A 25,726-nucleotide genomic window follows, 5' to 3' on the forward strand; every position below is an offset into this window, starting at 1 on the left:
GCGCCGGTGGTGTGGGACCCGCATCCGCGTGGCCCGGCGGCGGTGCCCGGCGTGCACCTGGCGACCCCGAACGAGTCCGAGGTGCGCGAGCTGGTCCCCGCGCTGCCCGGCGCCTCCCGACTGGCCACCGCGTCCCGCGGCGCCCAGGGGCTACGGCGGCGCTGGCGGGCCGGCGCGGTCGCGGTGACGCTGGGCGGTGACGGCGCGTTGCTCTGCCACGCCGGGTCGACGCCGCTGGTGGTGCCGACCCCGGGCAGCGCCGAGGGGGACACCTGCGGTGCCGGGGACCGGTTCGCGGCGGCCGCCAGCCTCGCGTTGGCCCGGGGCGCGCTGGTCTCCGAGGCGGTGCAGGTGGCGGTCGCCGAGGCGTCCGCGTACGTGGCGGGCGGGGGCGTGGCGACGGCGCTGCCTCCGTCGGGGCCCGCGCTGCGGGCCAGGAGCGCCCCGGGGCCGCGAGCCCTCCAGCCGGCACCACGAGGTGCTGCGGTGGCTGACCGGGTGGGGGTCGCCGCCGTCGCCACGCTCCTGGGTGAGGTACGGGCCGCGGGTGGCACGGTGGTGGCGACCGGCGGTTGCTTCGACCTGCTGCACGCCGGGCACGTGGCCACCCTGGAGGCCGCCCGGCAGCTCGGCGACTGCCTGATCGTCTGCCTGAACTCGGACGCCAGCGTGACCGGGTTGAAGGGGCCGGATCGGCCGGTGCTGTCCGAGGGGGACCGTAGTCGGCTGCTGGCCGCCCTCAGCTGCGTCGACGCGGTCGTCATCTTCGACGAGCCGACCCCGGAGGCGGTGCTGTCCTGGGTACGCCCCGACGTCTGGGTCAAGGGCGGCGACTACGCCACCGGCGGTGGGGACGCGACCCTGCCGGAGGCGGAGGTGCTGCGCCGGTGGGGCGGCAACACCGTGGTGGTGCCCTATCTGGACGGTCGTTCCACCACCGACCTGATCGTCCGTACGCTCGCGGAGCGCACCCGGTGACCGCCACCCGACCCGATGCCGGGCCCACCGTCCTGGTCACCGGCGGTGCCAGTGGGCTCGGCGCCGCGGTGGTCGCCGCGGTGGCCGCCTCCGGTGGCCGGCCGCTCGTGCTGGACCGGCAGCCGCCGGTCGACGGGGTGTCCTGGACCGAGTGCGACCTGGCCGACACGCGGGCCGCCGAGGTGGCCACACGGCACCTCGCCGAGCAGGCCGGTGGTCTGGACGCGGTGGTCACCGCCGCCGGCACGGACATGCCGGGCCGACTCGCCGACGTGCCGGGGGAGACCTGGGACCGGATCGTCGCCGTCGACCTGCTGGCCACCGCAGCGGTGATCCGGGCGGCGTTGCCGTTCCTGCTGACCTCCCGGGGTCGCGTCGTCACTGTCGCCTCCACCCTTGGCGTCAAGGCGGTCAGCGACGCCACCGCGTACTGCGCGGCGAAGTTCGGGGTGGTGGGGTTCACCCGAGCCCTCGCCGCCGAGCTGGCCGGTCAGGTCGGCGTCACCCTGCTCATTCCGGGTGGGATGCGCACCGCGTTCTTCGACGAACGCGACCCGCAGTACAGGCCGGGGCCGGACGCGATCCTCAACGAGCCCGCCGACACCGCCGCCGCGGTCATGTTCGCGCTCAACCAGCCGCCCGGTTGCGCGGTGCGCGAGATGGTGGTCTGCGCCGAGCAGGAGACCTCGTACCCGTGATCCTCGTGCTGCGCGCCCTCGGCGTCGGCGATCTGGTGACCGCGGTGCCCGCGCTGCGGGCGCTGCGGGCCGCGTACCCCTCGCGGGAGCTGGTGCTCGCCGCGCCCGGCTGGCTGGCCCCGCTGGTCGACCTGGTCGGCGGCGTCGACCGGCTGGTGGACACCGAGGGGCTGGACCGACCGCTCCGGGTCGGGTCGGCCCCGCGGGTCGCGGTCAACCTGCACGGGCGGGGCCCGCAGTCGCACCGGTTGCTCGCGGCCACCCGGCCCGGTCGGCTGTTCGCCTTCGCCAACGCGGACGCCGGCTGCGCCGACGGCCCGCGCTGGGCCGTCGACGAGCACGAGGTGGACCGGTGGTGCCGGCTGCTGTCCTGGTACGACATCCCCACCGACCGCGCCGACCTGAGCCTGCGCCGGCCCGGGTCGGCGGGGCTGCCCAGCGGGGTCACCCTGCTGCACCCGGGTAGCAAGATTCCGGCCAAGCGGTGGCCCCCCGAGCGGTTCGCGGCGCTGGCCCGGACGCTGACCGACCAGGGGCACCGGGTGCTGCTCACCGGCTCGGCCGACGAGCGGGCGTTGGCGGCCCGGGTGGCCGAGGCGGCGGGCCTGAGCCCGGACGCCGTCCTGGCCGGCCGGACCGACCTCGGCGGGCTCGCCGCGCTGGTGGCCGACGCCCGGCTGGTGGTCAGCGGGGACACCGGGATCGCCCACCTGGCCACCGGGTACGGCACCGCGTCGGTGGTCCTCTTCGGACCGGTGCCGCCGGCGCACTGGGGGCCACCTCCGGACCGGCCACGGCACCGGGTGCTCTGGGCTGGTACGGCGGATTGGCCCAGGTGGGACGGGGTAGGAAGCCACCCGACGATGGCGGCTCTGCGTCTCGACGAGGTGCTGGCCGCGGTGGCCGAGGTGGAGAGGGTGGTGCGGGTCTCCGGTGCGGTTGCGGCGTAGCGACCCGGGTCGACCGGGGTACGGACGGCGTCGGCGCGGACGGGGTTGGCTCTTCGTCGACCCGTCCGGGGCTCCGGTGCGGGATCCGGAGGTGCTGGCCCGACTGCGGGAGTTGGTCATCCCCCCGGCCTGGCAGGACGTCTGGATCGCGCCGCATCCGAACGGGCACATCCAGGCGATCGGGATCGACGCGGCCGGGCGCAAGCAGTACGTCTACCACCCGCGGTGGCGGGAGAAGCAGGACGAGGCGAAGTTCGACCACATGCTGGAGGTGGCCCGCCGGTTGCCGACGCTGCGCGAGCGGGTGGGGCGGGACCTGGACGGCCGTGGCCTGGGCCGGGACCGGGTGCTGGCCACTGTGGCCCGCCTGCTGGACATGGGGATGTTCCGGGTCGGCAGCGACCAGTACGCGGCCGGCGACGACCCGACGTACGGGGTGTCCACCCTGCGCCCCGAGCATGCCCGGTCCCGGGGCGGCTGCGTGGTGCTCGTGTTTCCCGCGAAGGGGGGCATCGAGCAGGTACGCCGGATCGAGGACCCGGAGCTGTGCCAGGTGCTGGTCACCTTGCGCCGTCGTCGGCGACGGACGGATCGGCTGTTCGGCTACTGGGACGGCCGGGAGTGGCGCGATGTGCGCAGCGACGAGGTCAACTGCTACCTGCGCGACGCCAGCGGTGGGGAGATGACCGCGAAGGACTTCCGCACCTGGCACGCCACGGTGCTGGCGGCCACCGAGCTGGCCACCGCCGGCCCGGCCCGTTCGGTGACCGCGCGACGCAAGGCGGTGGTCGCGGTGATGCGCGAGGTGGCGGAGCTGCTGGGCAACACGCCGACGGTGGCCCGTGCGTCGTACGTGGACCCTCGGGTGGTGGACCTCTACCACGACGGGGTGGTGGCGTCGGTGGATCCGCGGGCGCCTCGCGAGGAGGCGGAGCGGGTCGTTTTGGAGCTGTTGGAGAAGTCCTGACCGGCCCCGTCGGCGATTCTGGGGGAAGCGCGACGGGACCGGAGCCTCGGGCGTGGGTGGGGTGCCACCGGGCGGCCGCCCGCCGCTCTCGCGGCGGGCGCCTCGCCACGGCCCCCGTTGGCGGCCCAACAGGCGATGGTCGGCCGCGCTGGTGTCAGTCTGCCGGCCGCGAGTTGACCGTGGACGCCCGGCGGTTGACGATCCGCGCCAGATCCGAGCCGCCGTCGCGGTGCTCCTGCGGGGTGGTGCCGTAGGCGGCCTTGAAAGCCCGGCTGAAGTGGGCCTTGTGGGAAAATCCCCAGCGCGCCGCTACGGCCTGCACGGGCTGGTTGCGCAGCGCCGGGTCGGTCAGGTCGCGCCGGCACCGGGCCAGCCGCAGGTTCCGGATGTACGACGCCACAGTGGTGTCCTCGGCCTCGAACAACCGGTGCAGGGATCGCACCGAGATGTGGTGGGCGTCGGCGACGACCTGTGGGTCGAGTGTCGCGTCGCCGAGGTGGCGGTGGATGTACGACTGCACCTGGGTGAGCAGCGCCCGGCGGCGGACCTCGGTGGGCACGGCGTCCTCGGCGACGAGGTGCCGGCCGAGCATGGTGGTGGCCAGGTCGAGCCCGACCGCGCCGAGCCGGCTGGCGTCGGCGGCGTGGTACTGCTCGGGGTGCCCGGTCACCTGGAGCAGGAACTGCGCCAGCAGCGCCCCGATCCCCTCGCTGCCGGACATCCGGCCGCCGTAGAGGGCGGCCAGCCGCTGCGGCGGTAGGGGCAGGGCGGCGTGCGGGATCAGCGTGATGATCGAGGTGGCCTGGTCCCGCTCCGGCTCGGTCGCGTGGTGGCAGACGTCGTGCGGCCGGGACCCGTCGTAGAAGGTGAACTCGCCGGCGAGGATCTCGCTGCGGCGACCGTCCTGGCTGGACGTGCCGATGCCGCCGGTGGTGAGGGCGAGGATGTACAGCTCCGGGTCGGACTGACGGACCAGCTTGCGGGTCCGGGTGGCGTCCAGCGACGGGTACCGGTATTCCACCAGTTGGATCGGGCCGAGGTCGAGGAAGTCGGCCCGGGCGGCGAAGTCGTCGCTGTGCGCGGACCGGATGCGCAGCGGTGCCGAGGTGCGCGCGACCAGGTCCAGCCACATGCCGAACCGCTCGCCCGGTGGCAGGACGGTGGTGTCGATGGTGTCTTTCGGCAGCATCGGGCTCCCTCAGTGCGCTCGGCGCTGGATCAGCGCCTCGACGCCGTCGAGGATCCGGTCCAGACCGAAGGCGAACTCGTCGTCGGGGTCGTCGTCCTGGTTGAGCACGCCGGCGGCGAGCACCCGGTGCAGCGCGGGGAAGCGGGCCGGGTCGATGAGCCGGGACACCATCCGGCTGTACGCCGGCATCATCTCGGCGGGCTCGACGCCGGCTGCCCGGCTGCCCTCGGCGATCTGCGCGGTGAGGGTGGCCTCGTTGCGGACGTACCCGGTGATCAGCAGCAGCACCGACATCTTCTCGCTCTCGCCGAGGGTGGTGCCGTCGAGGCAGCGCAGCCCGTCCTCCATCCAGCCGAGCTGCTGCGGGGTGATCGGTGGGCCGCTGATCGGCACGTGCAGCAACCAGGACCGCTGCCGCAGCACGTCGTGCTCGGCCCAGGCCCACCGGGTGAGGCCGGTACGCCAGTCGTCCTTCGGGCCGGGCGGGCCGGGGGACGGGCCGTACCCGGTGTCCACCATGAGCATCAGCAGCTCGTCCTTCGAGCCGACGTACCGGTAGAGGGCCATCGTCGCGGCGCCCAGCTCCCTGGCCACCCGGCTCATCGAGACGGCGGCCAGGCCGTCGGCGTCGGCCACGCGGACGGCGGCGTCCACGATGGCGGGCACGCTCAATCCGGGCCGGGGGCCCTTGGGTGGTCGTTCCCGCAGCCCCCACGCGCCCTCGATGGCCGGCGGGAGCGCTGGCCCGGTGTCGTCCTTCTTCGCCGCCACATTTCCTCCTTGCCTCGCCATCCTAGTTCTGCGTATGGTCTACGCATAACAGCGTACGTCATACGCAGAAGGGGGAATTGATCATGACAACCACCAGTGCGCCGGCACCGCGGGCCGGCCGGCGGGAGTGGATCGGGCTGACGGTGCTGATGCTGGCGCTGCTCCTGGTCTCGATGGACGTGTCGGTGCTCTACTTCGCCGTCCCGTTCATCAGCGCGGAGCTGCGACCCAGCGCCACCGAACAGCTCTGGATCTTCGACATCTACGGCTTCGTGCTGGCCGGGCTGCTCATCACCATGGGCGCTCTGGGTGACCGGATCGGCCGACGCCGGCTCCTGCTGACCGGCGCCACCGCGTTCGGGGCGGCGTCGCTGCTGGCCGCGTACGCCGACAGCACCGCGACGCTGATCGCCGCGCGGGCCGTCCTCGGCGTCGGTGGGGCCACCCTGATGCCGTCGACCCTCGCCCTGGTCCGCAACATGTTCCACGACGCCAAGCAGCGCGGCACCGCCATCGGTGTCTGGACCGCCACCCTGACCGGCGGCATCGCGATCGGCCCGGTGCTCAGCGGCATCCTGCTGGAGCACTTCTGGTGGGGCTCGATCTTCCTGATCAACATCCCGGCGATGCTGATGCTGCTCCTGCTCGCCCCGCTCCTGGTGCCCGAATTCCGCAACCCGGCGACCGGACGGTTCGACCTGATCAGCGCGGCGCTGTCGCTCGGCGCGCTGCTGCCGGTGATCTACGGCATCAAGGAGATGGCCCGCGACGGCGTCAGCCCGGTGCGGGTGCTCGCCATCGTCGGCGGCCTGCTGGTGGGCGCGCTCTTCCTGCACCGGCAGCGGACCGGCGCGTACCCGATGGTCGATCTCGCGTTGTTCCGCCGCCGCGGCTTCGCCGGGTCGCTCGCGGTCAACCTGCTGGCGATGTTCGCCATCGTCGGCTTCGCCATCTTCACCACCCAGGACCTCCAGTTGGTGCTCGTGAGCCCACTGCGGGCGGCACTGTGGAGCCTGGTGCCGTCCCTCGCCGTGAGCGCGGTCGCCCCGGCCGCCGCCGCCCTCGCCCAGCGCGTCGAACGGGCGTACCTGATCGGTGCCGGGTTCGGGATCGCCGTGGTCGGCTTCGCGGTGCTGACCCGGGTCACCCCGGAGACGCCGCTGTGGCTGCTGCTCGTCGGCGCCAGCGTCTACGCGGGTGGTCTGGTGATGGTGATGTCCCTCGTCACCGAGCTGGTCCTCGGCGCGGCGCCACCGGAGCAGGCCGGTGTCGCGTCGGCCCTGACCGAGTCCAGCAGCGAGCTGGGCGGCGCGCTGGGAATGGCGATCCTGGGCAGCGTCGGTGCGGCGGTCTACCGCCGCGAGATCGTCGACGGCCTTCCGGCCGGGCTGCCCGCGGACACCACTGACGCGGCCCAGGAGACCCTGGGTGGTGCACTCGCGGTCGCCCAGGGGCTGCCGGCGGAGCTGGCCGACGCGGTGCGGCACGCCGCCGCTGTCGCGTTCACCGACGGGCTGCACCTGGCCGCGTACGCCGCCATGGCGGTGATGCTGCTGGGCGCGGTCACCGCGCTGGTCGTCCTGCGCGGCGTCCGACCGGCCGACTCCGCGGCGGTGGCCGCCGAGCCGACCGGTCCGGCCGATGCCTCGATGTCGTCGGTCAGTCGATGAGCACGTGCGCGAGCCGGTCGCGGAAACGCCGCTCGGAGTCGCTGACCGACTCGCCGCCGATGCCCAGCAACCCACCGCTGGACGCGGCGCCCACCACCTGCTCGGCGATCTTCACGAGCCAGTGCTTGTACGCGCCGGCCTCACCCTCGTCGACCCGCGCGGCCAGCAACGCGCCGGCCTCGCCGGCCCGCAGCAGCACGTCGTCGATGTACGCCCGGGGGTCGGCGGGCGCGATGACCGGCAACTCCTCACCGGTCTCCGGGTCACCGACCCGGGTGACGATCTCGCCAGCCACGGCGGCGACCAGCGGGCTGGCCGACTCCCGGCCGGCCGCGATGGTCTCCAGCCCGGCCGCATTCTCCGCCATGGTCCGGCGGGTGCCGTCGGACTCGGCGGCGCTCGCCGCGGTCAGCACCGACTGCGGCAGGCCGACCAGCAGCCCCCACTCCCCGTCGGAGAAACCGAACCCGGTGTACGCCGGCTGCTCGATCACGACAACGCCCCTTCCGCCCTGCTCTGCTTGGTCAATCGATGCTCTGCTTGGTCGATCCACCGGGCCCGACACCGGTGCCCGGGTCAGGCTAGTCCAGGGTCAGCAGGCCCTGTTCGGACACCACGCGCACCGACAACGTCTTGTACCCGACCTCATCGAAGAGAACCGTCATCTTGTCCTCCTCGTAGGAGAGCACCAGGCCGGACCCCCACTCCGGGTGACGCACCTGGCTGTGCACCGGGAACGGCCCGGTCGCGCCCTGGTCGGCCACGCTGGTGCCGTTGTGGCAGTTGTCGCAGTGGCCGCAGACCTGCGTCATCTGCTCGCCGAAGTAGGCCAGCAGGGTCTGCCCCCGGCAGGCGGTGGTCTCGGCGAAGGCCCGCATCATGTCGGTGCGGGACCGGGTTACGGTCTGCTGACGCTCCGCCTCGGCCAGCGCCGCCGCGGCGGCGTCGGTCGGGGTGGGGGCGTAACGCGGTACGCCGATGCGCTGCCGGGCGCGCGGTTCGGCTGCGCCGATCTGCTCCAGCAGGGAGAGGTACTGGCCCAGCTTGCGCGGCCCGAGGCCGGTGGTCTCGCGCAGCTCGGTCTTGGTGGCCGGCTTGCGGCGCAGCAGCGCGGCCAGGTCGCGCAGCTCGTCGACGTCGGGCAGGCCCCCGCTGAAGAACCGTTGCAGGCCCACGTCCTCGGCCCGCCAGAGCAGCAGCACCCGGGCCGGTTGCCCGTCGCGCCCGGCCCGGCCGATCTCCTGGAAGTAGCTGTCCGGCGAGTCGGGCAGCGCCATGTGCGCCACCCAAGCGATGTTCGGCTTGTCGATGCCCATCCCGAACGCCGAGGTCGCCACCATGATCGGAACCTGGTCGGCGAGGAACGCCTCGTGCAGCTCGGCGCGGGCGCCCATCGCCATCCCACCGTGGTAGAACTGCGCCGGCAGGCCGGCGTCGGTCAACCGGGTGGCCAGCTCCTCGGCGGCGCGGCGGGTCGGCACGTAGATGATCCCGGGTCGCCCCTCGTCGCGCAGCAGCGCGATCAGGCGCCGCCACCGGTAGTCCTCGTCCGGGCAGTGCGCCACCTCGAGGAACAGGTTCGGCCGGTCCAGCCCGGAGACCACCACATCCGGGTCGCGCAGCCGCAGCCGGGCGATGATGTCGTCGCGTACCGGCGGGGAGGCGGTGGCGGTCAGCGCGACCACAGGCGGTCGGCCGATGCCGTCGATGAGGTGCCCGAGCGCCAGATAGTCGGGGCGGAAGTCATGCCCCCAGGCGGAGATGCAGTGCGCCTCGTCGATCGCCACCAGCGCTGGCTTCAACGCCGCGACCTCGGCCATCCGCTCGGGGTTGCTGAGCTGTTCCGGGGTGATGAAGAGGAACTCCGCCCGGCCCTCCCGGACCTCCGTGAGCGCCTCGGCCTGCTGGGTGGGCGACTCGTTCGAGCTGATCCGCACCGCCCGCAGCTCGGGGCGTTGACGCTCGTTGAGGGAGGCGATCTGGTCCTGCTGAAGTGCCAGCAGCGGGGAGATCACCACGGTGGGGCCGGGGATCAGGCTGGCCGGGATCTGGTAGATCGCCGACTTGCCGGCCCCGGTGGGCAACACCACCAGGGCGTCGCGTCGCTTCATCACCGCGCGCATGGCGGCCAGTTGGTTGGGCCGCAGCGCCTTCCAGCCGAAAAGGCTGCGGGCCGCGCGGCGCAACGTCATCGAGTGCGTGGACAGTTTCATCGAAGGCCGGAGGTACCCGAGCCCACGACCGCCGAAACGCATTCGGAAGATCATGGGCTCGGGTGCCAGCGACTCAGCGCAGCCGGGGCAGCACCTCGCGCTGGTAGAGGTCGAACAGGCCCTGGTAGTGCGGGCCGGTGTTGGCCACGTAGACCTCGTCGAAGCCGGCCTTGGCGTACTTGTCGATCATTTCCAGGTGCGCGTCGGCGCTGTTGCCACAGACGAACGCCTCCTTCAGCATCTCCGGCTTGACCAGCTCGGCGGCCTGCTCGAAGTGTCGCGGCGAGGGCAGCACCTGGGACAGCTCACCCGGCACCCCCGCGTTGGGCCAGCGCTCGTACGCGATCCGCAGCCCCTCCTCCTCGCTGTCCGCGTACGCCGCCTTGAAGCCGGCCTGGCACGGCTTGTCCCCGCCGCCGTTCTCGCGGAACCGCCGGACCATGTCGGCGTCGGGCATGGTGCTGACATAGCCGTCGCCGATCCGGGCGGCCAGATCGATGGCCTTCGGCCCGAAGCCGGAGACGTAGATCGGCGGGGGAGTGTCCGGCAGCGTGTAGATCCGGGCCTGCTCCACTGTGTAGTGCTTGCCGTGGTGGCTGACGAAGTCGCCGCCCCACAGCGCGCGCAGCACCTCGACGGCCTCCTCCAGCATCTCCAGCCGGGTGTCGGCCTGCGGCCAGGCGTCACCGAAGATGTGCTCGTTGAGCGCCTCGCCAGTGCCGACGCCGAGCACGAACCGTCCGCCGTGCAGCACCGCACTGGTCGCCGCCGCCTGCGCGATCACGGCCGGGTGGATCCGCACGGTCGGGCAGGTCACCGCAGTGGTCACCGGCAGCGAACAGACCTGGCTGAGCGCCCCGATCATCGACCAGACGAACGGGCTCTGGCCCTGTGCGTCCACCCAGGGGTGGTAGTGATCCGAGATCCACAGCGCCTCGAAGCCGGCCCGTTCGGCACCGCGCGCCTGCTCCACCAGCTCGGCTGGCGTGAACTCCTCACTGGACAGAAAGTATCCGATCTTCATGGCTTACCCCTTCGGCACGCGGACTGCTGATGGGGGAGCCGTACCCCGGTCAGCGTCGGCCGAACATCGCCCGGATCGCGGCGAGCAGCAGCAGGGCGCCGACCACCAGGCCGAGCAGGCGTACGCCGGGGATGTCGGCCGGGCTCGTCGCGTCGGCCAGCAGCACGGGATCCATCCCCGCACTCTCCCCGGGGAGCGGGCCGCCAGGCAACTGTAAGGTTTATTGACTATTGAATCGCTCAGTGTGACCATGGCAGGACCGCCTGCCGGTGGCGGTGCGCCGAGGGCGCGCGAGAGATGGGGTACGGGGGCCGCATGAGCGAGCGCAACCAGCGGATCGACGGGGGCGCATCGTCGCCGGTGATCGACGCCGATCACTGCGAGGGGGCGGAGTGACCACGACCACCGGGCACCTCCCGGCGCTCGCCGCCGCCGTCCTGCAACCCGGCTTCGTCGGCACCACCGCACCGCCATGGGTGTGCCGCTGGCTCGGTGAGGGTCTCGGCTCGGTGGTGCTCTTCGCCCGCAACGTCGTCGACACCGAGCAGGTGGCCGCGCTCACCGCGACGCTGCGCGCGGAACGGCCGGACGTCATCGTGGCGATCGACGAGGAGGCCGGCGACGTCACCCGGCTGGAGTCGGTGCACGGCAGCTCCCGGCCCGGCAACTTCGCCCTCGGGGCGGTCGACGACCCGGAGCTGACCGAGGCCGTCGCCCGGGACCTCGGCGCCGAGCTGGCCGCCGCAGGGCTCACCCTCAACTACGCCCCGGACGCCGACGTCAACTCCAATCCGGCCAACCCGGTGATCGGCGTCCGCTCCTTCGGCGCCGACCCGGTGCTGGTCGCACGGCACACCGCCGCCTGGGTCCGCGGGCTCCAGGCCGGTGGTGTCGCGGCCTGCGCCAAACACTTCCCCGGGCACGGCGACACCCGGGTCGACTCCCACCACGACCTGCCCCGGATCACCGCCGACCGGGACCGGCTGGACGCCTGCGAACTGGCCCCGTTCCGCGCCGCCGTGGCCGCCGGGGTGCAGGCGGTGATGACCGGTCACCTGCTGGTGCCCGCCCTCGACCCGCACCTGCCGGCGACGCTGAGCCAGCGCATCCTGGGTGGGTTGCTCCGCGACGAGCTGGGCTTCTCCGGGGTGGTGGTCACCGACGCGATGGAGATGCGCGCGGTCGCCGACCGGTACGGCTTCGCCGGGGCCACGGTCCGCGCCCTCGCCGCCGGAGCCGACGCCATCTGCATCGGTGGCGAACACGCCGACGAGCAGGCCGCCCGCGAGCTGCGCGACGCCATCGTGGCCGCCGTCGTCTCCGGTGAGCTGCCCGAGGAACGTCTCGCCGAGGCCGCCAAGCGCGTCGGTCAACTCGCCGCCTGGACGGTGGCCGCCCGCAGCGCCGGCTCGGCGCGCGGCGCCGCCGACGTCGGGCTGGTCGCCGCCCGCCGGGCCGTCCGGGTCACCGCCGCCCCGGGCACGTCGGTCGCGCTGCCACTGACCCGCGCGGCACACGTCGTCGAGTTCGAGCCGCCGCGCAACATCGCCATCGGCGCCGAGACCCCGTGGGGCATCGGCGGGCCGCTGGCCGAGCTGCTGCCGGGCACCAGCACGGTCCGCTACGCCGAGACCGACGTACCGGCGGACCCGGGCGTCGGGGCGGGCAGCCGGCCCCTGGTCCTGGTCGTCCGCGACCTGCACCGGCACGACTGGATGCGGGCCGGCGTGCACCGCGCGCTGACCGCCCGACCGGACGCGGTGGTGGTCGAGTTGGGCGTGCCCGAGCTGATCACCGGGGCGGTGCACCTGGCCACCCACGGCGCCACCCGGGCCAGCGGACGGGCCGCCGCCGAGGTGCTCACCGGCGCCGGCCTGCCCTAGGCGCACCGCCTAGGTCAGGTCGGCGACCAGGTCGGCGTACTCCGGGTGCTTGTCGATGAACGCGGCCATGAAGGGGCACTGCGGCACGATCTTCGTGCCACGTGCCCGAAGCTGGTCCAGGGTGCCCCGGGTCAGCGTGCTGCCCACTCCCTTGCCCTGGAAGCTCTGGTCCACCTCGGTGTGAGTGAAGACCAGGACCTCCCCGCGTGGCAGGTACGCGGCGAAGCCGGCAAGCGCGTCGTCGACCAGGATCTCGAAGCGGTGCTTCGCCGGGTTGTCCTCGACCAGGGTGCTCATCCGGCCATTCTCCCCGCCGGTTCGGCCAGCGCGTCGAGTTCGGCGAGCAACCGGTCCACCTCGTCAGCCGTGTTGTAGTGGTAGATGCTGGCCCGCACCGCGCCGCCGCTGTCGCGCAGACCCATCAGCTGGAAGTACTCGTAGGCGTAGTAGTCGCCGACGGAGAGGCAGAACCCGGCCGCGCCCAACGCCTCCTGGGTGGCCGCCGGCGACATCCCGGCGACCCGGAACGAGACCGTCGGGCAGCGCCGCGCCGGCGAGCCGTAGACGGTGACCGCCGGCCGCTGCGCCAGCCCGGCCAGCAGCCGGTCCAGCAGTGCCTCCTCGTGCGCCTGGGCGGCGGCCAGCCCGGCCCGCAGCCGCGCCCGCCGGTCCCCGACCGCGTCCGGGTCCAGCCCCGCCAGGTGATCCACTGCGGCGGCCACGCCGGCCAGCAGCGGGAAGCTCGGCGTGCCGTACTCGAACCGGTCCGGCACCGCGTCGGAGGACGGCACCAGCTTCGCCGGGTGCAACGCCGCCCACCGGGCCGGGTCCGCCACCATCGCCGCCAGGTGCGGGCCGGACCACTTGTACGCGCTGGTGACCAGCACGTCCGCGCCGAGCGAGGCCAGGTCGGTCGGCCCGTGCGGAACCGAGTGCACCCCGTCGACGTAGACCAACGCGCCGACCGCGTGCGCGGTCTTGGCGATCGCCGACACGTCCGGCACTGTGCCGATGGCGTTGCTGCCGGCGGTCACCGCGACCAACCGGGTCCGCTCACCCACCAGGTCCGCGTACTGGGCCGCGGGCAGCTCACCGGTGTGCCGGTCGACCTCGGCCCAGCGCACCGTCGCGCCGGCCGCCTCGGCGGCCTGCACCCACGGCCGCACGTTCGCGTCGTGGTCCAGCCGGGAGACCACCACCTCGTCACCCGGGCGCCAGGCCGCGCCGAGCGTGCGCGCCATGGTGTACGTCAGCGCGGTCGCGCTCGGGCCCAGCACCACCCCGGCCGGGTCGGCGCCGAGCAGGTCGGCCACCGCCGAACGGGCCTCGGCCACCAGCTCCAACGACCGGCGACCCGGCGCGAAGGCAGCGCTGCGGTTGCCGACCGCCGAGCGCATGGCGTCGGTGACCGCGTCGATCACACCGGCCGCGGTCTGGGTGCCGCCGGCACCGTCGAAGTGAACGAAGCCCTCGGTCAGGGCGGGGTAGGCGGCCCGGGTGCGGGCGATGTCGAACGGCATGTCCCGGACCCTAGCCGGTGCTCCTCGTGCTCTCTCCGGCCGCCAGGTGATCACCGTTGGGCGGCGACGTCGCTGATGTCTCGTACTCTTGGCGAGGTGACGAACCGACCCGCCACCATGCCCATTCCCCCCGTCCGCCGCGCCGCCGGTCTCTTCGCCGGTCTGGCGCTCGGCCTCGCCGTGCTCGCCGGGTGCAGCTCCCAGGGCGCCTCCACCGACTGCGGGCTGGACGCCTGCACTGTCACCTTCGAGCGGGGTGTCGACGCGAGCGCCACCATCCTGGGCGTCGAGGCCAAGCTGGTCGGCGCCGAGGGCGACCAGGTGACCGTCGAGGTCGCCGGCGAGCAACTCACCCTCACCACCGGCCAGCAGGCCACCGAGGCCGGCGGCTTCGCGGTCACCCTGGACAGCGTGACCGACCAACAGGTCAAGATCCGCGTATCGCGTAACCCGGGCAGCTGACCCGCGCGGGCGGCGGTGGCCGACGTTTGGGAATCTTCCGAATCGGAGATTGTGACGCCATGTCACTCACCCGTAGCGCCGAAGCCACCGCCTCCCGAACGGCGGACAGCCGGTGGCTGGAACTCCTCGCCCGGGCCGGCTTCATCGGCTACGGCATCGTCCACCTTCTCTTCGCCTGGTTGGCGTTGCAGATCGCGTTCGGCACGTCGTCCGACGACGGCGACCAGTCCGGCGCGCTGCGTACCCTCTCCGCACAGCCCCTCGGCAAGTTCCTGGTCATCGCCGTCGCGGTCGGCCTGCTCGCGATGGCGATCTGGCAGGCCCTCGAAGCGGCGGTCGGGCACCGCGCCGAGCGCGGCAAGGAGCGGGTCATGGAACGGCTCGCCTCGGCCGGCCGGACCATCGTCTACCTCTACTTCGCCTGGACCGCCTTCAAGGTCTTCAAGGACGCCGAGTCCAACAGCGCCGACCAGCAGGAGGCGCTGACCGGCAAGCTGATGACCTCCGCCGGCGGCCGCTGGCTGGTCGGCCTCGCCGGGCTGGTGGTCGCCGCGATCGGCATCGGCCTGGTGATCTACGGTGCCCGCAAGAAGTTCGAGAAGCACCTCAAGACCGGCGAGATGAGCCCGAAGACCCGCCAGCTCGCCCGCCGGCTGGGCATGGCCGGATACATCGCCAAGGGCGTCGCGTACGGCATCGCCGGTCTGCTGGTCATCGTGGCCGCGGTGAACTACGACCCGGAGAAGGCCCGTGGTCTGGACGCCGCGCTGCACACCCTGCAGGAGCAGTCCTACGGCACGTTCCTGCTGACCCTGGTCGCCCTGGGCATCGCCGCCTTCGGCGTCTACTGCTTCCTCCAGTCCCGGTACCGCAAGGTCTGACTGGTCGATACCACGGATGTCGGGCACTCTTGGGCTTTTGCCCGAAGTGCCCGACGCCTGGTCGAAGGGGAGCACCGAAGCCGTGCAGAACTATCTCGAAACGGCCGTCGCCGCGCTCATCGCGGCGGCGGTCGCCCTGTTCCTGGTCGAGGTCATCCACCGGCTGACCCGGCGGTACGGTCGCCGGTCACTGCTGTTGACCGAGTTGACCGATCACGCGCACCGCCCGTTCCAGGTCGCCGGAACGGTCCTGGCCGTGCAGTTCGCCGTCCGTTTCACCACCGGGTACGCGGTCGGCGAGAGCTGGCGACGGCTGCTGCTGCACCTGCTCACCCTCGGCGTCATCGCCACCATGGCCTGGCTGGTCGCCGGCCTGCTGGTCGTCGTGGAGGACACCGCGCTGGCCCGGTTCCGGGTCGACGTACCGGACAACCGGCACGCCCGGCGGGTACGCACCCAGGTGGTGATGCTGCGCCGACTGACCATCGCGGTGATCGTCATCCTGACCGTCGGCGTGATGCTGATGACCTTCCCCAGCGTGCGCGGCATCGGCGCCGGTGTGCTGACCTCGGCCGGTGTGGTCGGTGTGGTGGCCGCGCTCGCCGCGCAGAGCCTGCTCGGCAACGTCTTCGCCGGCCTCCAACTCGCCTTCAGCGACGCCGTCCGGCTCGACGACGTGGTCGTGGTGGAGGGGGAGTGGGGTCGCATCGAGGAGCTGACCCTCAGCTACGTCGTGGTGCAGATCTGGGACGACCGACGGTTGATCCTGCCCACCTCGTACTTCACCAGCAAACCGTTCCAGAACTGGACCCGTACCGAGGCGGCGGTGCTCGGCACCGCCGAATTCGACGTGGACTGGGCGGTGCCGGTGCAGACCATGCGCGAGGAGCTGCGCCGGCTCGTCGAGGGCACCGAGCTGTGGGACGGCCGGGTCTGCGTCCTTCAGGTCACCGACGCCACCGGCGGGACGGTGCGGCTACGCGCGCTGGTCAGCGCCGCCGACGCGGGCAGTCTGTGGGACCTGCGCTGCCTGGTCCGGGAACACCTGGTCGCCTGGATCCGGGACAACCGCCCGACCGCGATGCCCCGGTTGCGCACCGAGCTGGGCGACTCCAACAGCAACCTGTCCTGGCAGTGGGTGCAGCCGAGGCGGCCGGCCCGCCGCCTGTCCGACACCGAGGCACCCGACGACGCCCGTGTCTTCGGCGGCAGCGACGACGGCGACGCCCGCAGCGAAGCCTTCGTAGGCCCCGAAGAAACCCGCCCCTAACCCGCCCCGCCCCGCGCTGCCCCGCCCCGCGCAGCCCCGCCCCGCCCCGCGCTGCCCCGCCCCGCGCCGCCAGCGCTGCGCTGCCCGCCCAGCGCGGACCCTCGCCGCAGCGCCCCTCGCCCGCGCTGCGTCGCCCTGCCCCGCCGCCGCCCCGCGTTCCCCCGCACCCCCTGAGCGGGTTGATCAAGAGGTTTCGGTCAGCCACCCCGGCGTTTCCTGACCGAAACCTCTTGATCACGCGCGGGAGGGGGCTGGGCGGGAGGGGGCTGGGCGGGAGGTGGCGGGGCGGGAGGTGGCGGGGCAGGGGAGAGGGGGGCCGTTGCGGGAGGTTTGGTTGGGGTTGGGTGGGGGATGTGCTGCCGGACGTCTCTGGCGTGATCGCGGCTACTGACCGTGGATCGGCGGCGCGGCGTCCGGACAACGGGGACGGTGAGTCGCTTGGCGCGCTTTAGGATTGACGAGCGGCGACTTCGGGCATACAGCGCGGTGATGAGGGAAGGAGGACAGCATGGCTGACGTGGCGAAAGCCCGCACATCCCAGAACGGGAGCGAGCCCTCCACCGCCGAGTTGGTGCAGCGGGCCACCGAGCAGATCTCCCGCCTGGTGCGGGACGAACTGACGCTGGCCCGAGCGGAGTTGACCCAGAAGGGTAAGCACGCGGGCATCGGGATCGGCCTGTTCGGCGGCGGTGGCGCGCTCGCGTTCTTCGGCCTGGGTGCGCTGGTCGCCACGGCGATCCTGCTGCTCGACCTGGTGTTGCCCGCCTGGTCCGCGGCGTTGATCGTGGCGGTGGCCTGCTTCCTGGTGGCCGGCGTTCTTGCCCTGGTGGGCAAGAAGCAGGTCAGCCGTGCCGTCCCGCCGGTGCCGGCGGCCACGGTCCGCAGCCTGCGGGCAGACGTGGACACCGTCACCGCCGCAGTGAAGGACAGGGGGCGGCAATGAGCGGCAACGGGACCGGCGACACGGAGGCCCTCCGCGAGGAGATCCGTCGCACCCGGGTCGAGTTGGGCGAGACGATGGAGGCGTTGGCCGCCAAGGCCGACGTCAAGGCGCGTCTCAAGGAGTCCGCCGAGCAGGCCAAGGAGCGGATGCGGGAGCAGGCGGCGCAGACCGTCGCCCGGGTCCGCGAGCAGGCCGCGCGTGGCGCCGGGATGGCGCGGGCGCAGGCGTACGAGAAGGGTGAGTTGGTACGCGCACGGGCGTACGACAAGGGTGAGATGGTGCGCCGTAACCCGGTGCCGTGGGCGGCCATTGCGGCCGGTGCGGTGGCCACCGTGGTGGTGCTGATGATCGTGCGGGGGAGGCGTAGGTGAGCAAGAGCATCGGCAGGGTCGCGTACCGGCCGGTCGGCGTCCTGTTGGGTATCGCCGCGGGCACGGTGGCCGGGGCGATCTTCCGGCAGGTCTGGAAGGTCACCGCGGGCGATGGTGAGGCGCCCAACGCGACCGACGAGGATCGCGGCTGGGGCGAGATCCTGGCCGCCGCGGCGTTGCAGGGCGCCATCTTCGCGGTCGTCCGGGCCGCCGTGGACCGGGGCGGCGCGGTCGGCGTACGCCGGATGACCGGTAGCTGGCCGGACTGACCAGGCAGCGACTTCAGCCCTCTTCCCGCATCGATGGGAAGGGGGCTTTCGCATGGCATCGGACGCCGCCCAGCGCACCTGAGGCATCCGTCAGGTCACATGTCGGAGAAATTCGTCGGAGAGGTCGTGACAGACTTTTTGCGTCCGTGATTTGCTGATCCCCGCTGTTGCGAGACGGCGTGGGTTGAGAGAAGTCTCCTTCGTGGGGCTGCCTCAGGCGCCGCTGCTCAAAAACGGCCGATCGGCCGGACGGCGTGCACGGCCGCCAGTTTTTAGAGGGAGAAACACATGGCTCAGGGAACCGTGAAGTGGTTCAACGCTGACAAGGGCTTCGGCTTCATCACCGTCGATGGTGGGGGTGCTGACGTGTTCGTCCACTTCTCGGCCATCCAGACCAGCGGCTACCGCTCGCTGGAGGAGAACCAGCGGGTGGAGTTCGAGATTGCTCAGGGTCAGAAGGGCCCGCAGGCTGAGCAGGTCCGTCCCATCTGAGTAGGACTGGCCGGCCCTCGCCGGCCAGTGGGACGATCCGGCTCAGGGTCGTTGTGAAAGCCCCGCATCCGGGTTGGGGTGCGGGGCTTTCCACGTGTTCACGCTCGTGAGTGGAGCACCGCTCAGCGTCGGCGCGAGCGCAGGCCGAGCCAGAGCACCACCAGCCCGGCCAGCGCCACGATCGGGCCGAGCACCGCCCAGATCTTCTGGTCGGTCATCACGCTGCCGCTGACGTAGCCGAGGCCCTGGACCGTCCACACCGCACCGATCACCACGGCCAGCAGACCCAGGGTGAGCGGAAGCCAGCCCCTCATCGCGTCCCCTCTCCGCCGCCCGGGGCGGCGCGCCGACGTCCAGCATCGCCGGCCGGGCGGTGCGACGCGAGCACCCCGGGCGCGCGGGTCACCACCGGTCGTGCACCTGCGGGCGGATCAGCTCGTCGTAGGTCTCGCGTACGGCTGCCAGCTGCTCGTCGGTGAGCGGGGACAGGTTCGCCGCGGCGGCGTTGCGTCGGGCCTGGTCGGCGTCGCGGGCACCGGGGATGACAACGGTGACGCCGGCCTGGTCGAGCACCCAGCGCAGCGCGAACTGCGCCATCGTGCGGTCCGCGTCGACCAGCGGGGCCAGCCGGCGTACGGCGGCCAGACCTCGGTCGAAGTCGACCCCGGAGAAGGTCTCCCCGACGTCGAAGGCCGCGCCGTGCCGGTTGTAGTTGCGGTGGTCGTCGGCGGGGAACTCGGTGTGCTCGTCGTAGCGACCGGAGAGCAGGCCGCTGGCGAGCGGCACACGGGCGATGATGCCGACACCGGCTGCCGCCGCGGCCGGCAGCACCCGCTCCAGGGGCTTGTGGCGGACCGCGTTGAGGATGATCTGGACGCTCGCCACCCCCGGTCGGGCGATCGCGGTGAGCGCCTGGTCGCAGGTCTCGACGCTGACCCCGTACCCGGCGATGGCCTTCTCGGCGACCAGGGTGTCCAGGCCGTCGAAGACCTCGTCGGAGGAGAAGACCTCGGTGGGCGGGCAGTGCAACTGGACCAGGTCCAGGGTGTCCATTCCCAGGTTGGCCCGGGAGCGGTCGGTCCACTGCCGGAAGTTGGCCAGGGTGTACGCCTCCGGCCGCTGCTCGACGCGGCGGCCCATCTTGGTGGCGACGGTCAGCCCGGCGTCGGGTCGGGTGCGCAGGAAGCGGCCGATCAGCTGCTCGCTGCGGCCGTCGCCGTACACGTCGGCGGTGTCGAGGAAGGTGACCCCGGCGTCCACGGCGGCGGAAAGCACCGCCATCGCGTCGTCCTCGCTGACGGTGCCCCAGTCGGCGCCGAGTTGCCACGCGCCCAGGCCGACCGCGCCAACGGTCCGGCCGAGCCGGTTGAAGCTGCGCTGTTCCATGCCCCGAGCCTAGTGATCGGTTTGCCACCCTGCCAGGCGAGCCGTACCTTTAGCAGTACGGACGTACGGTTTGGGAGGCGATCATGTGGGATCCGACGACCTACCTGCGCTTCGGCGACGAGCGGTCGAGGCCGTTTCACGACCTCGTCGCCCGGGTCCCGGCCGAGCGACCCCGGGCGGTGGTCGACCTCGGCTGCGGCCCCGGCCAGCTCACCGCCACCCTCGCCGAGCGCTGGCCGACGAGCCGGGTGGTCGGCCTCGACTCCTCACCCGACATGATCGAGCGGGCCGCGGCCCTCGGCGCGCCTGTCGACTTCGCGGTCGCCGACCTGCGTGACTGGCGTCCGGCCGGCGACGAGGACGTGGTGGTCAGCAACGCCGCGTTGCAGTGGGTCCCCGGCCACCAGGAGCTGCTGTGCCGCTGGGCCGTCGAGCTGCCCGCCGGAGCGTGGCTCGCCATGCAGGTCCCCGGCAACTTCGACGCCGACTCGCATCGCGCCCTGCGAGAGGTCGCCAACCAGCCGACCTGGCGGGCCGACGTCGCCCCGCTGCTGCGCCCGGACCCGGTCGACGACCCGGCCGACTACGCGGCGCTGCTGACCGCCGCCGGCTGCGCGGTGGACGCCTGGGAGACTACCTACGTGCACCTGCTGCCGGCTCGATCCGCCGCCGAGCACCCGGTGCTGACCTGGATGGAAGGCACCGCGCTGCGCCCGGTCCGGGCCGCGCTGGACGCCGCCGGCTGGTCCGCCTTCCGGGCCGAGCTGGGAGTACGGCTCACCGCGGCGTACCCGGTGCGGCAGGGTCAGGTGTACTTCCCGTTCCGCCGCGTCTTCGTCGTCGCCCGCACCGGCGACCATGCCCAGGAGAATCCGTGACCGACCTGCCCACCTTCATCGCCGGCCTGCCCAAGGTGGAGCTGCACGTGCACCACGTCGGCTCCGCCTCGCCCCGGATCGTCGCCGAGTTGGCCGCCCGCCACGAGGGGCGCACCCCCGTGCCCGCCGATCCGGAGGCGCTCGCCAACTATTTCGAGTTCCGCGACTTCGCACACTTCATCGAGGTCTACCTGAGCGTCGTGGACCTCATCCGCGACCCGGAGGACGTCTGGATCCTCACCCACGAGGTGGCCCGGGAGCTGGCCCGCCAACAGGTCCGGTACGCGGAGCTGACCATCACGCCGTACTCGCACGTCCGGCGGGGCATAGCCGCGCCGGCGTTCTGCGAGGCCATCGAGGACGCCCGCAAGCGCGCCCTGGCCGACTTCGGCATCGAGCTGCGCTGGTGCTTCGACATCCCCGGCGAGGCCGGTCTGCCGGCCGCCGAGGAGACGCTGCGCATCGCGCTGGACGAGCGTCCGGACGGGCTGGTCAGTTTCGGTCTGGGCGGCCCGGAGATCGGCGTACCCCGGCCGCAGTTCCGGCCCTACTTCGACCAGGCCCGCGCGGCCGGGCTGCGCTCGGTGCCGCACGCCGGGGAGACCACCGGGCCGCAGACCGTCTGGGACGTGCTGAACGAGCTGGGCGCCGAGCGGATCGGGCACGGGATCTCCGCCGCGCAGGACCCGCAGTTGCTCGCGTACCTGGCCGAGCGGCAGATCGGGATGGAGATCTGCCCGACGTCCAACGTCCGCACCCGGGCGGTGGCCAGCCTCGACGAGCACCCGCTGCCTCGGCTGGTCGAGGCCGGGCTGCTGGTCACCATCAACTCCGACGACCCGCCGATGTTCGGCACGACCCTCAACGACGAGTACGCGGTGGCGGCCCGCCTGCTCGGCGTCGGCGCCGAGGGTCTGGCCGGGCTGGCCCGCAACGCGGTGACCGCGTCCTTCCTCGACCTCGCCGGTCAGCAGCGGATCCTCGGCGAGATCGACGCGTACCTCGGCACCGCCGGCTGAGCTGGCCGATCGCTCGGCTGGTCGGCCCGGTCGGACGCCCGGCGTGTGACCTGGGCTGGTCGGGGAGCAGGGCGCGCGGCGGGAGCGTGGGTGTGGGGGGACCTGTGACTCCCGCCGCGCGCACGGCACCACCGGCCGTGGGTGCGTGGTGCGCTTCGGCCGGTGGAACTGGTGGGTTCGTGCTCTGATCCTGTCAGGCCGCGGCCGATCCAACGCGGTCGTTAACCGCGATCTAAGGAAGACTTGCGCCGCCGCACAGCCCCGGGGTTTCGGCCGGGTCAGTCGTCGGCGGGGCGCTGGCGCGGCCAGCGACGTCCGCTGACCTTCGTGTCCCGGGCGTCGCGGGCCATCCGACCGACCAGACCGAAGCGGCTGACCTGCCGGGGCGTCGCTTCCGGGTCGGCGAGCAGCATCACCACGCTGGCCCCGCCGAGCCGGGCACGGTCGATGCTCACCGAGCCGTTGGCCTGCAACGCCACCCGCTTGGCGATGTCCAGGCCGAGCCCGGTCGAGCCCTGGTCGCTGGCGCCTCGACGCAGTGCCCGGTCCGGGTTGGCGATGCCGGGGCCGGCGTCGTCGATCCGGATCGCCACGTAACCGTCGCGCCGGGACACCGCCACCTCGAACGCGGTGCCCTGCGGGGTGTAGCGGAAGACGTTGCCGATCACCGCGTCCAGCGCGGCGGCCAGCTCGGCCCGTGGCACCGGCGCCGGGATGCGCAGCTGCGCGCCGTTGACCCGGTGTGGCCGGTTCTGGTCGCCAGCGAGGGCCGCCCAGAACACCATCCGGTCCCGAACCACCTCGCTGACATCGCACATCGCCGGCCCGGCCTCGTGCGCCACCGCCTTACGGGTGGTCTTGATCAATACGTCGATCTCACCTTCCAGGGTGACGATCGCCTGCCGGATCCGTCGGATACCGCGCAGCCGGTCCAACTCCGCCTGGCTGAACGAACCCACGCTGGTGTCGTCGGACTCCAACGCCTCCGCGTCCAACCGCAGCACCGTCAACGGGGTACGCAGACGATGCGACAGGTCGGCCACCAACTCCCGCTCGTCGGTGCGGGCGGCGTCCAGCCGGTCCGCCATCCGGTTGAAGGCGTACCCGGCCTCGGCCAGCTCGCGGGGACCGGTCGGCTCGACGCGGACGCCGAGGTCGCCGTCGCCGATGGAGAGCGCGGCCTTGACCAGACCGCGGGTCGACTCCACCGCGCGGGCGGCGACCCGGTCGACCACCAGCACCGCCGCGCCGGCCATCGCCGCACCGACCGCGAACAGCAGCAGCCAGGTGCCGCCGGCGCCCTCGCCCAGCGTCGACTCCGGAAGGAACACCTCGACCACGGCCGTCCGGTCACCGAGGACGACCGGATCGAGCCGGGCCACCCCACCGTCGACGTCGACGACCAACGACCGCCGCTCGGAGCGGGCCCGGTCCAGGTCGCTGCCGCTGGCCTGACCGGCGGACTCGTCCAGCCCCAAACCGTGCACCACCGGCCGGGTGGGGGCGTCCTCGGCGCTGGCCACCACGGCACGCTCGACGACCGCCGGGTCGGTGCTCACCGCCAACGCCCCGGTCACCAACGCGCTGCGCCGGGCCGCGTCGGCGATCGCCTCGTCCCGGCTCTGCTCGCGCAGACTGAGCCCGAGCGGAATCAGGAACGCGAGCGCCACGAGACTGCACATGCCGGCCGTGAGCAGGGCCAGCGCCGTCCTCAGTCCGGTGCCACCAGCCGGAATCCGACCCCCCGCACGGTGCGCAGGTAGCGCGGCTTCGCCGCGGACTCGCCCATCTTTCTGCGGAGCCAGTACAGGTGAACGTCGATGGTCTGATCCTCGCCGACCGATGGCTGCCGCCATACCTCCTCCAAGAGTTCCCGGCGGGACACTACCCGCCCAGGTCGTGCGGCGAGATACGCCAACAGGTCGAATTCCTTGCGGGTCAGCGCCAGCGGCTCCCCGTCGAGGTGGGCGCTGCGCTCGCCCACGTCCACCCGCAGCCCGCCGACGCTGTGCACCGCGGGCTGCACGGACCGACTGGCCCGGCCGGCCCGGCGCAGCACGGTGGTGATCCGGGCGTCCAGGTGCGCTCCGGTGAACGGTTTGACCATGTAGTCGTCGGCGCCGGCGCGCAGCAGCTTGACCACCGACTGCTCGTCGTCGCGGGCGGTGGCGATGATGATCGGAATGTCGGTGATGCCGCGCAGCATCCGCAGCGCGTCCGAGCCGTCCAGGTCGGGCAGGCCGAGGTCGAGCACCACGAGGTCGGGTGTCTCCGCGGCGACCCGACGCAGCGCGTCCAGCGCCGTACCCACGGCGTGCACGGCATGCCCCCGGTCGGTGAGGGACCGCAGCATCGCGCCGCGTACGACGTGATCGTCTTCGACCAGGAGCACGGAGGCCACGACAAGACCGTACTTGGCCTGGCAAGTTGATCGCGTTGCGACGTGCCTGGCGGCCGGGCAAGCTGGTACGACGATGTCGTTCACCCTGTTCGCCGATGCCCGCCTGGCGCTCGCCCGGGACAGCCTCGCCGGTCTCTCCACCGGCGACGCGCTCGGCGCGCAGTACTTCCTGCCGGGGCCGGCGCCCGTGGACCTCGCCGCCGACGCCCTGCCCCGAGCGCCCTGGGAGTGGACCGACGACACCGAGATGGCCTGCTCGGTCCTCGCCGAGCTGGCACACTCCGGCGGCATCGACCGGGACCGGCTGGCCCTCTCCTTCGCCGAGCGGTGCGCCCCGCGCCGGGGCTACGGCGCGGGCGCGATGCTGATCCTGGGGCTGATCCGCACCGGCACCCCGTGGCCGCTGGCCGCCGCCTCCGCCTTCGACGGGCAGGGCTCCTGCGGCAACGGCGCAGCCATGCGGGTCGGCCCGCTGGGCGCGTACTTCGCCGACTCGACCGCGCGCGCCGCGGCGCAGGCCCGCGCCTCCGCCGAGGTGACGCACGCGCACCCGGAGGGGATCGCCGGCGCGGTCGCCGTCGCCGTCGCCGCCGCGCTGGCCGCCCGGGCCCGCCTCGACGGGCACCGGCCGGCTCCGGAGCGGTTGCTGGCCGGGATCGCCGCCGCTCTCGATCCGGGCACCGAGGTGCACCGGGGCGTACACCGGGCGGCCGGGCTGCTCGGCCGCCCGCTGCCCCGGGTGGTGGCCGCGCTCGGCAACGGCTCCCGGGTGACCGCCCAGGACACCGTGGGGTTCACCCTCTGGGTGGCCGCCACCCACCTCGACGACTATCCGGCGGCCATCGAGACGTGCGTACGGGCCGGTGGGGACGTCGACACCACGGCCGCCATCGCGGGAGCGGTGGTGGCGGCGCACACCGGCGTCGGTACCCCGGGCGGGGTGCCCGAGGAGTGGCTGGCCGCCCGCGAGCCGCTACCGACCTGGCTCCCCTGACGCCCGCCCGGGCGCTGCCCTGCCCCTGCGCGGGCTGCCCCTGCGCGGGCGGTGCCCTGAGGCGGGGCGGCCCACGATCAACTCGGCTTCCTGCAAATCGGGCCGTCCGGGCGGCGGGGATGCCGCGGTTTCCTGAAAGCCGAGTGGATCACCGCTAAATCGGGCTGTCCGGGCGGCTTGGATGCCACGGTTTCCGGGAACCCGAGTGGATCACCGCGATGCCGCGGGAACAGCGGGCTGGGCGTCGGCGGGCTGCGGGTCGCTGGGCTGGGCGTCGGCGGGCTGGGCGTCGGTGGGCGTCGGGTCGGTGGGCTGCGGGTCTGGCGCTGCGGCGTCGTTGCCGCGGCCGGTTATGTCGGCCAGCGTCGCGGCCTCGTCCGGGTCGCCGGTCACCTCGGCGAGCGCGGCGGCCTCGTCCGGGTCGCGTCGGCGCCACCGGCTGACCAGCCAGCCGATCGCCGCGCCGCCGCCCAGCCCGGCCAGCAGGCCGGCGGCCA

General features: G+C 73.0%; 28 protein-coding genes and 1 pseudogene. 16 read left to right on the top strand and 13 right to left on the bottom strand.

Annotated elements, in window-relative coordinates; all coding sequences use genetic code 11:
* From ABZU52_RS24515 to ABZU52_RS24530, 4 genes are all read left to right on the top strand, one after another.
* A partial coding sequence (locus ABZU52_RS24515; RefSeq protein WP_354973323.1) for a PfkB family carbohydrate kinase occupies window positions 1-978 on the top strand: 978 nt, incomplete at its 5' end.
* Complete coding sequence (locus ABZU52_RS24520; RefSeq protein ID WP_354973324.1) at window positions 975-1,676, top strand: SDR family oxidoreductase; 702 nt, start codon at window positions 975-977, stop codon at window positions 1,674-1,676. The genes ABZU52_RS24515 and ABZU52_RS24520, both read left to right, overlap by 4 nt.
* On the top strand, window positions 1,673-2,626 hold the full coding sequence (locus ABZU52_RS24525) for a glycosyltransferase family 9 protein (protein ID WP_354973325.1): 954 nt from the start codon (window positions 1,673-1,675) through the stop codon (window positions 2,624-2,626). The genes ABZU52_RS24520 and ABZU52_RS24525 overlap by 4 nt, the downstream gene beginning before the upstream one ends.
* Window positions 2,610-3,593 carry a DNA topoisomerase IB gene (locus tag ABZU52_RS24530; protein ID WP_354973326.1) on the top strand — a complete coding sequence of 328 codons (984 nt, stop codon included), beginning with the start codon at window positions 2,610-2,612 and terminating at the stop codon, window positions 3,591-3,593. The genes ABZU52_RS24525 and ABZU52_RS24530 overlap by 17 nt, the downstream gene beginning before the upstream one ends.
* A 154-nt stretch (window positions 3,594-3,747) precedes the next feature.
* On the opposite strand, the gene ABZU52_RS24535 is transcribed toward ABZU52_RS24530, so the two are convergent.
* Both ABZU52_RS24535 and ABZU52_RS24540 read right to left on the bottom strand, forming a co-directional pair.
* Window positions 3,748-4,782 (bottom strand): helix-turn-helix domain-containing protein, encoded by a 1,035-nt coding sequence (locus ABZU52_RS24535; protein WP_354973327.1) that lies wholly within the window; start codon window positions 4,780-4,782, stop codon window positions 3,748-3,750.
* A gap of 9 nt (window positions 4,783-4,791) precedes the next feature.
* A complete protein-coding gene (locus tag ABZU52_RS24540) occupies window positions 4,792-5,553 on the bottom strand; it encodes a TetR/AcrR family transcriptional regulator (protein WP_354973328.1) in 762 nt (253 codons plus the stop codon).
* Between the two features lie 83 nt (window positions 5,554-5,636).
* On the opposite strand from ABZU52_RS24540, the gene ABZU52_RS24545 reads away from it, so the two are divergent.
* Window positions 5,637-7,223 carry an MFS transporter gene (locus ABZU52_RS24545; protein WP_354973329.1) on the top strand — a complete coding sequence of 529 codons (1,587 nt, stop codon included), beginning with the start codon at window positions 5,637-5,639 and terminating at the stop codon, window positions 7,221-7,223.
* On the opposite strand, the gene ABZU52_RS24550 is transcribed toward ABZU52_RS24545, so the two are convergent.
* From ABZU52_RS24550 to ABZU52_RS24565, 4 genes are all read right to left on the bottom strand, one after another.
* The gene (locus tag ABZU52_RS24550) at window positions 7,213-7,716 is read right to left on the bottom strand and encodes a hypothetical protein (RefSeq protein ID WP_354973330.1); all 504 of its coding nucleotides are present in this window, start codon (window positions 7,714-7,716) and stop codon (window positions 7,213-7,215) included. The genes ABZU52_RS24545 and ABZU52_RS24550 overlap by 11 nt on opposite strands.
* A gap of 88 nt (window positions 7,717-7,804) precedes the next feature.
* Complete coding sequence (locus ABZU52_RS24555; protein WP_354973331.1) at window positions 7,805-9,436, bottom strand: RecQ family ATP-dependent DNA helicase; 1,632 nt, start codon at window positions 9,434-9,436, stop codon at window positions 7,805-7,807.
* A 73-nt stretch (window positions 9,437-9,509) separates the two neighbouring features.
* Window positions 9,510-10,460, bottom strand: a complete 951-nt coding sequence (locus tag ABZU52_RS24560) for a TIGR03557 family F420-dependent LLM class oxidoreductase (RefSeq protein WP_354973332.1) — start codon at window positions 10,458-10,460, stop codon at window positions 9,510-9,512.
* A 49-nt stretch (window positions 10,461-10,509) separates the two neighbouring features.
* Window positions 10,510-10,635, bottom strand: a complete 126-nt coding sequence (locus ABZU52_RS24565) for a hypothetical protein (protein ID WP_255750123.1) — start codon at window positions 10,633-10,635, stop codon at window positions 10,510-10,512.
* 217 nt (window positions 10,636-10,852) lie between these two features.
* On the opposite strand from ABZU52_RS24565, the gene ABZU52_RS24570 reads away from it, so the two are divergent.
* Window positions 10,853-12,343 (top strand): glycoside hydrolase family 3 N-terminal domain-containing protein, encoded by a 1,491-nt coding sequence (locus ABZU52_RS24570; RefSeq protein WP_354973333.1) that lies wholly within the window; start codon window positions 10,853-10,855, stop codon window positions 12,341-12,343.
* Window positions 12,344-12,352: 9 nt separating this feature from the next.
* Here ABZU52_RS24570 and ABZU52_RS24575 read toward each other — a convergent pair whose 3' ends face one another.
* A complete protein-coding gene (locus ABZU52_RS24575) occupies window positions 12,353-12,640 on the bottom strand; it encodes a GNAT family N-acetyltransferase (RefSeq protein ID WP_354973334.1) in 288 nt (95 codons plus the stop codon).
* Complete coding sequence (locus tag ABZU52_RS24580; protein ID WP_354973335.1) at window positions 12,637-13,863, bottom strand: cysteine desulfurase-like protein; 1,227 nt, start codon at window positions 13,861-13,863, stop codon at window positions 12,637-12,639. The genes ABZU52_RS24575 and ABZU52_RS24580 overlap by 4 nt, the downstream gene beginning before the upstream one ends.
* Before the next feature lie 117 nt (window positions 13,864-13,980).
* On the opposite strand from ABZU52_RS24580, the gene ABZU52_RS24585 reads away from it, so the two are divergent.
* The 7 genes from ABZU52_RS24585 (at window position 13,981) to ABZU52_RS24615 (ending at window position 18,551) form a co-directional block, all read left to right on the top strand.
* On the top strand, window positions 13,981-14,325 hold the full coding sequence (locus tag ABZU52_RS24585; protein ID WP_354973346.1) for a hypothetical protein: 345 nt from the start codon (window positions 13,981-13,983) through the stop codon (window positions 14,323-14,325).
* 59 nt (window positions 14,326-14,384) lie between these two features.
* A complete protein-coding gene (locus ABZU52_RS24590) occupies window positions 14,385-15,206 on the top strand; it encodes a DUF1206 domain-containing protein (protein ID WP_354973336.1) in 822 nt (273 codons plus the stop codon).
* 82 nt (window positions 15,207-15,288) lie between these two features.
* Entirely contained in the window at window positions 15,289-16,476 is a 1,188-nt protein-coding gene (locus tag ABZU52_RS24595) for a mechanosensitive ion channel domain-containing protein (RefSeq protein WP_354973347.1), read from the top strand.
* 508 nt (window positions 16,477-16,984) lie between these two features.
* On the top strand, window positions 16,985-17,419 hold the full coding sequence (locus ABZU52_RS24600; protein WP_354973337.1) for a phage holin family protein: 435 nt from the start codon (window positions 16,985-16,987) through the stop codon (window positions 17,417-17,419).
* Window positions 17,416-17,790 carry a DUF3618 domain-containing protein gene (locus tag ABZU52_RS24605; protein ID WP_354973338.1) on the top strand — a complete coding sequence of 125 codons (375 nt, stop codon included), beginning with the start codon at window positions 17,416-17,418 and terminating at the stop codon, window positions 17,788-17,790. The genes ABZU52_RS24600 and ABZU52_RS24605 overlap by 4 nt, the downstream gene beginning before the upstream one ends.
* Window positions 17,787-18,059 carry a DUF4235 domain-containing protein gene (locus ABZU52_RS24610; protein ID WP_130400249.1) on the top strand — a complete coding sequence of 91 codons (273 nt, stop codon included), beginning with the start codon at window positions 17,787-17,789 and terminating at the stop codon, window positions 18,057-18,059. The genes ABZU52_RS24605 and ABZU52_RS24610 overlap by 4 nt, the downstream gene beginning before the upstream one ends.
* 288 nt (window positions 18,060-18,347) lie before the next feature.
* A complete protein-coding gene (locus tag ABZU52_RS24615) occupies window positions 18,348-18,551 on the top strand; it encodes a cold-shock protein (RefSeq protein WP_030338233.1) in 204 nt (67 codons plus the stop codon).
* Between the two features lie 122 nt (window positions 18,552-18,673).
* Here the strand turns inward: ABZU52_RS24615 and ABZU52_RS24620 are convergent, their stop codons facing one another.
* Together ABZU52_RS24620 and ABZU52_RS24625 are read right to left on the bottom strand one after the other, a co-directional pair.
* Window positions 18,674-18,865, bottom strand: coding sequence for a hypothetical protein (locus tag ABZU52_RS24620; protein ID WP_354973339.1), 192 nt, complete (start codon window positions 18,863-18,865; stop codon window positions 18,674-18,676).
* Window positions 18,866-18,953: 88 nt separating this feature from the next.
* On the bottom strand, window positions 18,954-19,937 hold the full coding sequence (locus ABZU52_RS24625) for an aldo/keto reductase (RefSeq protein ID WP_354973340.1): 984 nt from the start codon (window positions 19,935-19,937) through the stop codon (window positions 18,954-18,956).
* 83 nt (window positions 19,938-20,020) lie between these two features.
* On the opposite strand from ABZU52_RS24625, the gene ABZU52_RS24630 reads away from it, so the two are divergent.
* Window positions 20,021-20,815: a trans-aconitate 2-methyltransferase gene (locus tag ABZU52_RS24630; RefSeq protein ID WP_354973341.1), complete on the top strand. Its 795-nt coding sequence runs from the start codon at window positions 20,021-20,023 to the stop codon at window positions 20,813-20,815.
* Complete coding sequence (locus ABZU52_RS24635; RefSeq protein ID WP_354973342.1) at window positions 20,812-21,834, top strand: adenosine deaminase; 1,023 nt, start codon at window positions 20,812-20,814, stop codon at window positions 21,832-21,834. The genes ABZU52_RS24630 and ABZU52_RS24635 overlap by 4 nt, the downstream gene beginning before the upstream one ends.
* Before the next feature lie 278 nt (window positions 21,835-22,112).
* Here ABZU52_RS24635 and ABZU52_RS24640 read toward each other — a convergent pair whose 3' ends face one another.
* Both ABZU52_RS24640 and ABZU52_RS24645 read right to left on the bottom strand, forming a co-directional pair.
* Window positions 22,113-23,516: a HAMP domain-containing sensor histidine kinase gene (locus ABZU52_RS24640; RefSeq protein ID WP_354973343.1), complete on the bottom strand. Its 1,404-nt coding sequence runs from the start codon at window positions 23,514-23,516 to the stop codon at window positions 22,113-22,115.
* Window positions 23,517-23,545: 29 nt separating this feature from the next.
* Entirely contained in the window at window positions 23,546-24,235 is a 690-nt protein-coding gene (locus ABZU52_RS24645; RefSeq protein ID WP_354973344.1) for a response regulator transcription factor, read from the bottom strand.
* A 73-nt stretch (window positions 24,236-24,308) separates the two neighbouring features.
* Here ABZU52_RS24645 and ABZU52_RS24650 point away from each other — a divergent pair, with 73 nt between their 5' ends.
* On the top strand, window positions 24,309-25,229 hold the full coding sequence (locus tag ABZU52_RS24650; protein WP_354973345.1) for an ADP-ribosylglycohydrolase family protein: 921 nt from the start codon (window positions 24,309-24,311) through the stop codon (window positions 25,227-25,229).
* Window positions 25,230-25,439: 210 nt separating this feature from the next.
* Here ABZU52_RS24650 and ABZU52_RS24655 read toward each other — a convergent pair.
* Window positions 25,440-25,726, bottom strand: a pseudogene (locus ABZU52_RS24655) (hypothetical protein); the annotation flags it as partial.

Source organism: Micromonospora sp. NPDC005220, from assembly GCF_040607895.1.
In the GTDB taxonomy this organism is placed as follows: domain Bacteria; phylum Actinomycetota; class Actinomycetes; order Mycobacteriales; family Micromonosporaceae; genus Micromonospora.